Source organism: Nocardia sp. NPDC052566, from assembly GCF_044547285.1.
GTDB lineage: Bacteria > Actinomycetota > Actinomycetes > Mycobacteriales > Mycobacteriaceae > Nocardia.
Genome location: NZ_JBIUAF010000010.1, coordinates 56,795 through 69,546 on the forward strand (window position 1 = coordinate 56,795; position 12,752 = coordinate 69,546).

Below are 12,752 nucleotides of genomic sequence, written 5' to 3' on the forward strand. Positions count from 1 at the left end.
ACTGGCCAGTCTGCTCTGTGTGGTGCCACTATCGAAGGCACACAACATAATTCGTGAACCAGGGGAGTGGTGACGAGATGCGACAACTACCGCCGGATTTCTTTCATACACCGTATGCCTTTTATGCGGAGCTGCGCGCGGAGGGGCCGGTGCACGAGATCGAATTACGCACCGGCATGCGTGCCTGGCTGGTGGTCGACTACGACGCCGCGCGGGAGGTGATGCGCCATCCGAGCGTGTGCAAGGACCTGTTCTCGAGCGCGGGTACCGAGGCGCTGCGCCGCTTTCCGCGTGACCCCGAGGCATCGGCCGCCGACCTGCGGCTGAGCTACCACATGCTCAACTCCGACCCGCCTAAGCACACCCGGCTGCGCCGCCTGGTCGCCCCCGCGTTCGCGCCCGCCAGAATGGAGGCGCTCGCGCCGCGGGTGCGCGCCATCGCCGACGGCCTGCTCGACGCGATCGAAGGCCGCGCGGATCAGGTGGATCTGCTTGCGGAGTATGCCTTTCCGCTACCGATGACCGTGATCTGCGAATTGCTCGGCATCCCCGTCGCGGATCGCGATCAGTTCCGGAGGTGGACCGCGGCGGTGGTCGACGCGACAACGATGGACCGAGCGGAGCTTCGCCGGATGACCCACGAGATCGCCGACTACTTCGAGGGCCTCGTCGCCGAACGGCGCGCAGGCGCGCAGGGCGAGGACCTGCTGTCCGCGCTGGTCGCCGCCTCCGAGGACGGGGACAGGCTCAGCGATGACGAGCTGCTCTCGATGGTCTTCCTGATCATGATCGCCGGTCACGAGACGACGGTGAACCTGATCGGCAACACCGTGCTCACCCTGCTCTCGGACCCGCCGCGCTACCACGCCCTGCGCGCGGATCCGGCCGCCGTCGCGCCGCTGCTCGAGGAGATGCTGCGCTACGAGAGCCCGGTCAATGTGGCCACGCTGCGCTACACCACGGCCCCGGTCATGGTGTACGGCACCGAGATTCCCGCGCACGAGCTGGTGCTCGTCGCACTCGGCTCGGCCAATCACGACGACCGGCACTTCACCGGGGCCGCTCGATTCGATCCGGTGCGCAACGCCGCGGGCCATGTCGCCTTCGGCCACGGCATCCACTTCTGCCTCGGCGCCGGACTGGCCAGGATGGAGGGCCGCATCGCGATCGACCGGCTGATCCGGCGCTTCCCCGAACTGCGACTGGCCGTGGACAGCGACGATATCCGCTGGCGGGAGAGCATACTCATCCGCGGGCTGTGCGAACTGCCCGTCGATCTGGCGGGCGCCCCCGCCTTGCGCTGACCCGGAAACCAGTGCTTCCCCGCCGACGCGACCTGTGCCACATTGCTAGGTAGCCGATGCGGGGATGCACCGGCCGGAGCCGGAGGAACCCGATGACCGCGACCTACCCGCCCGGACCGCGCCTGCCCGTCGCGGTGCAGAGCTTCCTCTACATCCGCTACCGCTCCGAGCTGCTGCCGAAACTGCGTCGGCGTTATGGCGACGTGTTCTCGGTGCGGGTACCGCCGTTCAACGATCACCTGGTGGTGTTCTCCCGCCCGGAACACGTCAAGGAGATCTTCGCGGGCGATCCGCGCGATATGCACGCGGGCGAGGCGAACAACATCCTCGGCCCGGTCATGGGCACGCATTCGGTGCTGCTGACCGACGAATCCGAGCACGCGCGCGCCCGCAAACTGCTGATGCCCGCGTTCAACGGCACGGCGCTGCGCGGCTACCGCGACCTGGTCGCCGAGATCGCCGCCGCGGAAGTCCAAGGCTGGCAACCCGGATCGACGGTGCTCACCCTGGACCGGATGAACGCGCTCGCGCTCGAGGTCATCATGCGGGTGGTCTTCGGCGTCACCGACGCGCGCACGCACGCCGCGCTCGCCCCGCTGCTGCACCGCATCGTCACCGTCGGCCCGTTGCAGTACACCGGGTTGATGGTGCCGACGCTGCAACGGTTCTGGCCGTGGCGCGGCTTCCACCGCGACCTCGACGCCATCGACGAACTGCTCTACCGCGAGATCGCCGAGCGCCGTACCGCCGCCGATCTCGCACAGCGCTCCGACGTACTCTCGCGGCTGCTGCAGGTCGGCGGCGCGGACGAGCGTCCGCTCTCGGATGCCGAACTGCGCGATCAGCTGATCACGCTGCTGCTGGCCGGTCACGAGACGACGGCGTCGGCGCTGTCGTGGGCGCTCTACGAGCTCGCCGCCGATCAGCGCATCCAGCGGGCGGCGGTCGAGGCGGTGCGCGTCGAGGACGACAAGGCGCTGGAGGCGGTGATGAAGGAGGCGATGCGGCTGCACACCGTGATTCCCGGCGCGGTGCGAAAGCTGACCAGGGACACCACGATCGCCGGATGGCGGTTACCCGCGGGCACCACGGTCAGCTGCTCGATCTTCCTCGCCCACCGCAGCCGCGACAGCTATCCGGATATCGCGGTGTTCCGCCCGTCCCGATTCCTCGACGGTGAGGTGGAGCCCAACACCTGGCTGCCGTTCGGCGGCGGGGTGCGCCGCTGCCTCGGCGCCGGCTTTTCGCTCATGGAGGGGACAACGGTCTTGCGCGAGATCCTTTCGCGCTACACACTGTCGCTGCCGGACGGTGCGAAACCCGAACGCGGACGCGTGCGCAACATCACTACCGTGCCCCGAGGCAAGGCCAAGATTGTGATCGCCCAGCGAGGGACGTAATCTCCTGCGCATGACGAGCGGGAGCCGCATCGCGATCGTTGGTGCGGGCATCGCAGGCCTGGCCTGCGCAAAGGTGTTGGGCGACGAGGGTTTTCCGGTGGAAGTGTTCGACCGGACGCCCGATGTCGGAGGTGTGTGGAGTGCGACGCGCCGGTATCCGGGGCTGCGGACACAGAACAGCAAATTCACCTACCACTTCTCCGATCACCCGATGCCCGCCGACTATCCGCGCTATCCGGACGGCGCGCAGATGCAGGCCTACCTGGAGGGGTACGCGCGCAAGTTCGGGCTGAGCAACCGGTTACGCCTCGGCACCGAGGTGGTCGCCGCCGATCCGGTGGACAGCGGCTGGTTGCTCGAGGTGCGCGACCACACCGGCGTGCACCGCACCTCCTGCGATCACCTGATCATCGCCAACGGGGTGTTCAGCGATCCCGTGCTCCCGGACTACCACGGCGCCGACTGGTTCCGCGCCAACGGCGGACGGCTGTGCGCCGCCTCGCAATTCGGTGACGTCGAATCGGCGCTCGGCAAGCACGTCGTTGTGGTCGGCTACGGCAAATCCGCCTGCGATATCGCCGAGGCGGTCAGCCACGTCGCGGCGTCGACCACCGTGGTGGCGCGCAGGTTGCTGTGGAAGATGCCGCGCAAGCTGGCCCGCGGCGCCGACTACGAGCGGCTCATGCTGACCAGGCTGGGGGAGGCGCACTTCCGGTATCTGAATCCCGGGCGGTTCGAGCGGTTCCTGCACGGGGCCGGGCGGTCCTTCCGCGACAGCAATCTCGATGTCATCCAGGAGATGTCGACCAAGCAGATGCGGTTACGCGAGCTCGGGCTGGTGCCGGAAGGCCGGTTCGAGGACATCGCGGAGAGCACCGTCAGCCTCACCACCGAGGGCTTCTACGAGCAGGTGGCGATGGGGCGCATCACGGTGCAGCGCGACACCACCATCACCGAAATGCGGCCGGGGCCCACCGGGCCCGCGGTTCAGTTGGCCAACGGTCAGCTGGTGCCCGCCGATATCGTGGTGTGCGCCACCGGATTCCATCAGCGCGTCCCGTTCCTCACCCCGTACGTACAGCGCCAGCTCACCGACGACAACGGCAATTTCCGGCTGCACCGCCAGATCCTGCCCGTCGGCGTGCCGAACCTGACCTTCGCCGGGTACAACTCCTCGGTGATCAGCGCGCTCAACGCCGAGGTCGCCGCGCACTGGACCGCCGCGCTGCTGCGCGGCCGGATCGCGCTGCCGCCGGAGCAGACGCTGATCGACGACATCGATCGCCGCCTGCACTGGATGGAGGAACGCACCAGGGGCAAACACGCCCACGGCACCGCGATCACCCCCTTCTCCATCCACAACCTCGACGAGATGCTCGGCGACCTCGACTTCCGCCTCCCCTTCGGCACCCGCACGGGCCAATGGTTCCGCACCATCCGCCCGTCGAGCTATCGCGGACTCGGCAGTCACGCGAAGCCGGAGATCGGGCACGCGGTACCGCCGGAGCAGGTACCACCGGACGTCTACTCCACTCCCGGCCCACCCCCCGAGTCGCACACCAACTGACTTCCCGCACACCCGCGTTCGCCGAAAGGTGTTGCGCCCGTAGGGAAGCAGCCTGCCGCGCTGTCACGTCCGGTTCGCTCGCCGAGCGCAGTCGAATGGCCCTGCGACACGCCGTAATCGAGGGCCATTTGGCTGCGCACGACGGATCTCGTGTACCGCGGGGGCAGCTGGTGCGGCTGGCAAGCGAAGGTGCGGATGCCGTCGGAGCCGAGTCGAGGTCGGCGGGCAGGTCTCCGGTCGACCTCGTCAATGAAGGGTTGACGATTCGGTCTCGTCAACTTAGGGTTGACGGCGCTGGTGTGGCTCCACGTGCTCGGACATGGCGCCGCGCCCGGAGGAAGGGCGTGGTGGTGTCGGAAGCGTCGGCGGCGGAACAGATTTCGCGGCAGTCCATCCCGCTGCGCGCGGCGACGGCGGCCACGTGCGGGAACAAGGCCGGGGTGCTCGGCGACCTCCTGCGCGCCGGTTACCCGGTGCCGGATGGATTCGTCATCGAAGCACGCGTAGCGCCGTCGCGGCTCGGCGACATCGCCCGCGACATCGTGTCCCGGCTGGGTGGTGGCCCGGTGGCCGTGCGATCCTCGGCCACCATCGAGGACCTGCCGGACCGGTCGTTCGCCGGACAACTCGAGACCACCCTCGCGGTGCGCGAGACCGCCGAGATCGTAGAAGCCGTTCAACGCTGCCGGGATTCGCTGAACAACGCGCGCGCCACGGCCTACCGGCACCGTGTCGTCGGATTTCAGGACGAGGAGACCTCGGCACACCGGGATCGTTTCGGCGGTCTTCGAGGCGAAGGCTCGGTCGACGGGCGTGGTGTGGGTGGGTCTCGGGACGAGGCGTCGGTGTACCGGCAACGTATCGATGGATCCCGAGGCGAAGGTTCGGTCGATCGGGATCGTGTGGGCGGGTCTCCGGGCGAGGCGTCGGCCTACTGGCAAGGAATAGACGGGTTTCGGGGCGAGGCGTTGGTTGCGGTGCTGGTGCAGTCGATGGTCGCGGCCGAGGCGTCGGGAGTGTTGTTCACCAGACATCCGGTCACCGCAGAGGATGTCTGTGTCGTCGAATCCGCATGGGGCCTGGGGGAATCGGTGGTTTCCGGCCGGACGACGCCGGATCGGTTTCTCGTGCGCGAGGATACGATCGAGGTCAGCGGTGGCGCGCAGCGCACCAGGCTGGATGCCGGGGCGCACGGCGTCGTCGTGAATACCGTTGCGGAGCAGCGGCCTTCGCTCACGGACGCGCAGGTGCGGGAACTGGTCGCGCTCGGGTATCGCATCGCCGCGCACCTCGGCGCGCCGCAGGACATCGAGTGGGCGCTGGCGGGAAACCAGTTCTGGGTATTGCAGTCGCGCCCCATCACCGGTGCACCACCCGACGAACCAGCGCGACGACACATGGCGCGTGATCTGCTCGTCACGGGTGTGCCGCAGTCCAGCGAATCGGCGCGACCCGCGGTGCGTGGTTCGTTCGCCGTTGATGTGTCGTTGCCTGATGGATCGGTGCGACCCGCAGCGCATGATTCGCTCGTCAGCGGTGTGCCGCAGTCCGCAGAAGCTGTGCGACCTGCAGCGCATGATTCGTTCGTCACGGGTGTGCCGCAGTCCGGCGAAGCAGTGGGACTTGCGGCGCGTGATCTGCTCGTCACGGGTGTGCCGGGCAGCAATGGGGTTGCCGCTGGTCGGGTGCGGCTCGTGCGCGGTGTCGGTGATTTCCCGGCGGTTCGGCCGGGGGATGTGATCGTCTGCCGCACTACCGATCCGGCGTGGACGGTGCTGTTCGGTATCGCCGCCGCGGTGGTGACCGAGACCGGCGGCATTCTGTCGCACGCCGCGATCGTCGCCCGCGAGTGCGGTATCCCCGCCGTGCTCGCGGCCGAGGGGGCGATGGCGAAGTTGACGAACGATCAGGTGGTCTCGGTCGACGGGACACGTGGACAGATCCACGCCGCCGGGTGAGCGCGATCGAATATCGGCCGATCGCCGATGTGAGCGGCACCCGTCGGCGCGATGGCGCATATCCGGCAGAACACGAAAGGTACGTAGATGACGCACGTCTCGGGCAGCGCGTTGCTGGCACTGCACGCAATACGTCTCAAAGGATTCGTCGACACGCAGGGCGTCGCCGACAGGTTCCGCATGCCGGTCGGTCTCGCCGAGTCGCATCTGCGTGAGTTCCGGACCCGAGGCTGGATCAGCCGCTTGAGTTTCGGTGACGACGCGGGCTGGTCGCTCACCGAGCAGGGACGCGAGGAGAACGAGCGCGCACTCGGCGACGAACTCGCCGCCTGCGGAGCGCGCGTATCGGTGGAAACCACGTTTCGCGCCTTCCTCCCGTTGAACAAGCGCCTCGTCAAGGCATGCACCGCATGGCAGATGACGATCCATCCGGACGGCACCATGCGGGACAACGACCACAGCGACACCGAGCACGACCGCCGGATCCTCGCCGAACTGGAAAGCCTGGCACAGGATTTGACCCCGATCTGTGCCGGGCTCACCACCCGCCTCGCCCGCTTCACCGGTTACGACACCCGATTCGGCGCCGCGCTCACCGGAGCGCTCGCCGGTGACCCCGACTTGATCACCGGCATGAGCAACGAATCGTGCCACCGCATCTGGTTCGAACTACACGAGGACCTCATCGCCACCCTCGGCATCGACCGAGCACACGACCCCGCGGCGTAGTTCGCCGCCGAGCGGCTGATGTCACTCGGCGGATCGGCCTCAGTTGGCGGGGAGGTAGGCCATACCGTGCGCACCTTGGTTCGGTATCGATCGATCGCGGGGCAGGTTCGCACCGCGATCCACCGCGAGAGCGGCCGTGACGGTGTAGGTGTCGAGGTCGACGATAGTGACTGTGCCGGACTGCAATTCGCTCACGAAGGCATTTGCGCCGTCCGGGGTGGAGCAGATGTTGATCGGGCCGATGCCGATATCGATCTGCGCGAGCGCTTCGAAGGTGGTGGCGTCGTAGGCGGCGAGCAGGCCCTCGCGGAATCGGCGACCGTTGCCGCCGTGGTCGATTCGCCACATGCCGACCAGCAGGTGGTTGCGGTTGGTGACATGGATGGGGCTCGGCATCTCGGGTAGCGCGATGATGCACACGGCGGTGTCGGTGCGGGTATCGATCACCTGGATCCGGTAGGCGGCATCCGGATCGGGCGGCACGGTGATGATCGGGGTCGCGACGAAAAGCCTTGTGCCATCGGGGGAGAGATCGAGGCCCTCGCTGCCGGCGATCGGGATGCGCCGTATCCGGTCGGCGCGCGACGACGGCGCCGCACGGAGATCGAGTACCGAGACGAACGGCGCTCGTTTGTTGGTGGTGTACCCCTTCGTGCCGTCCCGGGTGACGACGGCCCAGTGCGGGATCGCGGCGTGCGCCGAAATCCGGTGCAGCACTTCGTAGGTCGACAGGTCGACCGCGACAAGCCCGCCAGGTCCCGCCGGACCTTGCTCGACGCTGACGTACAGCAGCCCGGCGGCGTGATCGATCTGCAGTGCGTGCGGTGCCTGCTCGGGCGAGAGGTCGATGACATCGATGACGGTGCGCGCATCGACGTCGATCACGCTGATCTCGTGGCCCGGCTCGCCGTGCGCCAGCCAGTGTCCCGAGCGGTAGGTGTGGCTGGCGTACAGCAGGCGGGTGGTGGGATCGAAGCACAGCTCGTGCCCCTCGGGCAGCACATCGATCCGTGCGATGCGCTCGCGGGTCGCGAGATCGAAGAAGCTCAGGGTGTGGCCGCTCTGGCTGAGCACCGCGAGTTGGTCGTTGGGGGACATGGGGATGCGTCCTTCCGGGGGAGGGGATCTCGGTTCGGCAGGACGGCGCCGTCGCTCAGCAACGCTAAGAGCGCCGCTGGATTATCGCCAGTGCAATGTTGGTAACCAGTCTTTCCGCTGGTGATAATCCAGGGGTGGAAGCGCTGGACATGAACCTGCTCGTGGCATTGGACGCGCTACTGGAGACGAGCAGTGTGACGAAGGCCGCTGAGCGCCTGCACACTTCGGCGCCCGCGATGAGCCGGACGCTGGCGCGGCTGCGGCGGGTGCTCGGCGATCCGCTGCTGGTGCGTGCGGGGCGCCAGCTGGTGCCGACGCCGCGGGCGCTCGAATTGCGTTACGAGGTGGGCGCTCTGGTGGCGCGGGGCCGCGCGCTGCTGGTGCCGCGCGGCGCGGTCGATCCGGCCGGGCTCGAGCGCAGCTTCTCGGTTCAGGCGGGCGATATGGTGCTCACCGAACTGACCGCGCCGCTGCTGTCCGCGGTGCGGGCCGCCGCGCCGCGGGTCACCGTGCGCTTCCTGCCGGACACGCTGGAGGGCACCGCCGCATTGCGCGACGGCCGCGTCGACTTGGAGGTCGGCGTCATCGATCACACCGATCCGGAAACCACCGTGCAGCGCGTGCTCGGCGACCGGGTGATCGGCGTCGCCGCCGCCGGCCATCCGCTGAGCACCGGCCGGGTGTCGGTCGCCGCGTACGCCGCGGCCGCGCACTTGAGCATCTCGCGTCGCGGCCGCGCGCACGGCCCGATCGACGAGCGACTAGCCCTGCACGGCCGCACCCGCCGTGTCGTCGCCACCGTCCCGAATCTCGCCGCCGCGTTGTTCGCCGTCCGCTCCGGCACCCTCGTCTGCCCCGCCCCCGCCGCCCTGACCGCCGAGACCCTGCCCGCACTCGGCCTGCGCGCCTTCGAAATCCCGCTCCCACTGCCCGAAGTCGCCATCGGCATGGCCTGGCACCCCCGCAACACCGCCGACCCCGGCCACCACTGGTTCCGCACCCTCGTCCGCAGCACCCTCACCCAGCGCCTCACGCCCCCCTGACCGGCGCCCTTGCGCACAGGCCGCGGCCGGCGGGATCAGGCCAGCGTGACCGGTCGACGGCGGAGCGTTGGCGGTCCGTACTCCGCTGAGCAGACAGTTTTCGTCTGCTACCAGATGGTTTCAGCCCCGTTGAGGCGCAAAGTGTCCGCGCAGCAGGGTCGCCCCCGGTATTGCCTGAGCGTGCTCGGTGGATCGGCGACTGGAGTCGTTTCGGTTGATTGCCAGGGTTGTACGCGCAAGCTCCGGCCTAATGCGGTGTGTGGCAGAGGAAGTGGCATGGGACGGCGCCCGGCCCTTCTCCGAATATGTCCAGCTTGTCGGTGGCGATGGGAGCCATTCCGTTGATCGCCGCGCGTAATAGCCGAGGGGGACAGCGGTGAGCGGACAGTTTTCGTTCATTACGGGCAATCTCAGCCCCGCTGGAGCCAGTACTGACCGCAGAGCCGAGTAGCTCAGGGCGCTTCTCTGGGTGCATTCGCCGAGTTGGTGGCGGTGGGAGCCATTCCCGTTGCTCGCAGTGTGCGACGGCCGAGAAGCGCAGGGGCCCACGCTGCTGAGCGGACATTTTCCGCCCGCTCGAGGCGATTTCCGCTCTGCTGGGACGAAAAGTGTCCGCGCAGCACCGTAGCTTCCAGTATTGCCCGAGCAGTGGCCCGCGTCGTGTCGGTCTCTCGCCGAGTGCGCCCGGGCAGTGTCGTTGGCTGACCCTCGATGGCGAAGAGGCGGTGGTCTAGGTGGCGGCAGGGGAGCGTCGGCGGATCTGGCTCGGCTCCGGGCTAGCCGGTGGGGGGTTCGAGGCGTGGGGCCGGTGGGCTGGAGAGGCGGTAGTCGCCGGTGGTGCGGCGGGATTCGGCGGGGCGTTCCGGCTCGGGTAGGGCGGTGGATTCGACTGCGGGCGGGTTGAATACGTCGGCGCGGATGGACATGCCCGCCGTTTTCTTGAGTTCGTCGAGCATGGCCTGGAGTTTGTCGACGTGACTGCGGTCCTCGTCGTAGGCGTGATGGGACCCGCCGGTCAGCGCGGTGCCGTTGTGCTCAGGCGAGGGTTCCGGGGCGACCAGGCTCTCGTAGGAGGTGCTCGGTTGCGTGCTGCCGAAATCCGGCGCACCGGTGTAGCCGCTGTTCCCGTACGGTGAGCTGCTCTGATAGGTCGAGCCGGAGTACTGCGCGTCGGTGGACGAGGTGAACGTCTGCCTCGGTGTCGTGAAGTCGTTGCGCGCCGCGGATTCCCGCGCGGTCGACAGCTCGTCGAGCGAGGTCGCGAACGGGTCGCCGGTGCGCGATCCGGTGAACGGTTCGCGTGCGAAGCCGGAGCCGGAATCATGGGCGTTCTCGGCCGATGTCGAGAACGATTCGCGTGGTGCGGGCACGCTGCCGAGTGGGGTGGCGCTCGCACCGGCGCTGTCGAGCGAGGTGGCGAACGGATCACGGGTGACGCCGTTGTGCAGTGGCGCTTCCCGCGACGCGGTGGTGTCATGTGACGTGGCGAACGGGTCACGTTGCCCCGCACCGCCGCTGAGCGATGCTTCGCGTGCCGCGGTGCTGTCGAGCGAGGTCGCGAACGGATCGCGTTGGCGGGCAGTGCTGTTCAGCGGTGTTTCGCGGGCCGGCGTGCTGTCCGGCGATGCGGCGAACCTGGTGGGTGTTTCGCGGGCCGTGGTGTTGTCCGGCGAGGTGGCAAAGGTATCGCGTTGGCGGGTGCCGCCGTTGAGCGCGGTGTCGCGTGCCGCGGTGTCCAGCGGATCGCGTCGGGCGGGACTGCTCAGCTGTGTGGTGTCGCGCTGCGCGCTGTCGTGCACGGTGGCGAACTGGTCACCGCTGTTCAGGCTGTGCGAGGCGGGTGCGCCGTTCGGTGCCGCGCCGAGTGTGCCGCGCGAGGTATCCGCGCCGAGCGGTTGGCGGGGGCCGCCGCCGTCGAGCGAGGTGGCGAACGGGGCGGGCGCGGCGTCGCGTGGGGCGCGGGTCGGGAGGGAGCCGCGTGCCGCCGGAATGTTGTTGCGCGGCGCGGTGAACGATTCGCGCGGCGTCGCTGCGCTGTCCGCCGGGGCGGAAAACGGTTCGCGCGCTGCGGGAGCGGCGTCCGCCGGGCTGGAAAATGGTTCGCGAGTCGCGGTGGTGTTGTCGAGAGCGCTCGACAACGGTTCGCGTGGCGTCGGAAGCGTGTCGCGGGTCGCGGAGGTGTGATCGCCCGCCGGCCGGGGTTCCGGTCCGGAGGCATTCCCGGTCGCGGAGAAGGGACCGCCGGGTGTCGCGGCACCGCGCCGGGCGGTGTTGTTGCGGGCGGAGGGGAAGCTCTGGCGCGGCGCGACGGTCTTGTTCGCGGCACTGTCGGTCGCGGTGGCGGTGTGGCCGTCCTCGGCGGTGGCGTCCGGGCCGGCGGTCGCGGCGTGGCTGTCGTGTGCGACGGCCTTGGTGCGTTGTGGCGCGAAACCCTCGCGCGCCACGGTGGCGTTGCGCTGGGGGCCGAAGCCGCCGCGCGGCGCGTCGCTGCGGTGTGCCGCGCTGGTTTCCTGGGCGGGGCCCGCATCGGGCGCTCCACCCAGTCGCGAGTCGATATCCGAAATGTCTTGTTCGGCACGGAAAGCCCATGCCTCGAGCTTGGCCAGGCGTGCCTCAACGCTGCGATCGCCGTCGACCCGGGTGGCCACGTCGTCCAGCTTCTCGCTGAACTCGCGCAGCGCCGCCGCGATGCTCGACAACATCGCACCGACCGACTCGGCACCCTGCTGACCGTGCTCCATCCAGTTCCTCTTCCCCGTATCGCCCGGCTCCGCCGTCGGCGGCCCGATTCTATCCGCGTATCTGCAAATCCGTCGTACACGAGAAACCCCGCTCCGCGTCGGCGGCACGGTCCTGACGCGGCACGCTACTCGCCGCCCGACCCGCACCGCACAGGGGTAACCACATTGACCACAGTGCGTTTCAGACCTCCGTTCGGTTCGCCGGTGGTCGCGATCCGGCCCATCCGATCGCGCGAACGATCAACCGTCTCGCCGAACAACATTCAGCGGAACTCCCTGGACTTCCCCTGGGGGCAGGCGTTATTCACGATCCGCATCGATCACCTGGCCGATGGTTTGCCGACCGCTGGAAGCCGACCGGGTGACCCGATCGAGCGGGTGCGAACCACCGGCTCGGCCGACCGAACAGCTGCTACCGGACGCGCGGTCGCGGCAGCCAGCGCGGCACCGAATTCCGGTACTCCGCATAGGATTCACCGAACCTGGCGACCAGCGTCGGCTCCTCGTCGAACCTGATGTAGATGTTCTGCGCGAGCACGAAGAACCCGAACCACCCCAGAATCCACCACGATCCGAGCACACACGCCTCCCCGGCCAGCGCGGCGAACACCCCGCTGATCATGGGATTGCGGATATACCGATAGGGCCCGGCGACGACCAGCTCCTGCGGCGGATCCCACGGCGCCAGCGTCCCGCCCGCCCGCGCGAACAGCGCGACGGTCACCCCGAAGGTGACGCCGCCGACGACGGCGAGCAGCGCACCGGCGATAACCAGTAGCGTGGCGAAAACCCCTGGCAGCTCCCAACCGAACCGCACGCCCCCGAGGACCGCCATGATCGTCGGGACCATGAGCACCACGGTCCCGGGCAACGCGAGGATCGCACGAACTTGACGCCACGCGCTCATCGGCC

Annotated in this window: 9 protein-coding genes; 6 read left to right on the forward strand and 3 right to left on the reverse strand. The window is 68.6% G+C overall.

Annotated features, from left to right (window positions below; all coding sequences use genetic code 11):
• Positions 1–53: 53 nt before the first annotated feature.
• From ACIG5A_RS42515 to ACIG5A_RS42535, 5 genes are all read left to right on the forward strand, one after another.
• Complete coding sequence (locus tag ACIG5A_RS42515; RefSeq protein WP_397251111.1) at positions 54–1,304, forward strand: cytochrome P450; 1,251 nt, start codon at positions 54–56, stop codon at positions 1,302–1,304.
• A 92-nt stretch (positions 1,305–1,396) separates the two neighbouring features.
• Positions 1,397–2,704: a cytochrome P450 gene (locus ACIG5A_RS42520; RefSeq protein WP_397251113.1), complete on the forward strand. Its 1,308-nt coding sequence runs from the start codon at positions 1,397–1,399 to the stop codon at positions 2,702–2,704.
• A gap of 10 nt (positions 2,705–2,714) precedes the next feature.
• On the forward strand, positions 2,715–4,271 hold the full coding sequence (locus ACIG5A_RS42525) for a flavin-containing monooxygenase (RefSeq protein ID WP_397251115.1): 1,557 nt from the start codon (positions 2,715–2,717) through the stop codon (positions 4,269–4,271).
• Between the two features lie 347 nt (positions 4,272–4,618).
• On the forward strand, positions 4,619–6,229 hold the full coding sequence (locus ACIG5A_RS42530; protein ID WP_397251117.1) for a PEP/pyruvate-binding domain-containing protein: 1,611 nt from the start codon (positions 4,619–4,621) through the stop codon (positions 6,227–6,229).
• A gap of 87 nt (positions 6,230–6,316) precedes the next feature.
• Positions 6,317–6,958 (forward strand): hypothetical protein, encoded by a 642-nt coding sequence (locus ACIG5A_RS42535; protein ID WP_397251119.1) that lies wholly within the window; start codon positions 6,317–6,319, stop codon positions 6,956–6,958.
• A 39-nt stretch (positions 6,959–6,997) separates the two neighbouring features.
• Here the strand turns inward: ACIG5A_RS42535 and ACIG5A_RS42540 are convergent, their stop codons facing one another.
• Positions 6,998–8,056, reverse strand: a complete 1,059-nt coding sequence (locus tag ACIG5A_RS42540; RefSeq protein ID WP_397251121.1) for a YncE family protein — start codon at positions 8,054–8,056, stop codon at positions 6,998–7,000.
• Positions 8,057–8,199: 143 nt separating this feature from the next.
• Between ACIG5A_RS42540 and ACIG5A_RS42545 the strand changes: the two genes are divergently transcribed.
• Positions 8,200–9,099 carry a LysR family transcriptional regulator gene (locus ACIG5A_RS42545; protein ID WP_397251546.1) on the forward strand — a complete coding sequence of 300 codons (900 nt, stop codon included), beginning with the start codon at positions 8,200–8,202 and terminating at the stop codon, positions 9,097–9,099.
• Positions 9,100–9,875: 776 nt separating this feature from the next.
• Here ACIG5A_RS42545 and ACIG5A_RS42550 read toward each other — a convergent pair.
• Positions 9,876–11,840 (reverse strand): hypothetical protein, encoded by a 1,965-nt coding sequence (locus ACIG5A_RS42550; RefSeq protein ID WP_397251123.1) that lies wholly within the window; start codon positions 11,838–11,840, stop codon positions 9,876–9,878.
• A 412-nt stretch (positions 11,841–12,252) separates the two neighbouring features.
• Positions 12,253–12,747 carry a methyltransferase family protein gene (locus ACIG5A_RS42555; protein ID WP_397251125.1) on the reverse strand — a complete coding sequence of 165 codons (495 nt, stop codon included), beginning with the start codon at positions 12,745–12,747 and terminating at the stop codon, positions 12,253–12,255.
• Between the last annotated feature and the right edge of the window lie 5 nt (positions 12,748–12,752).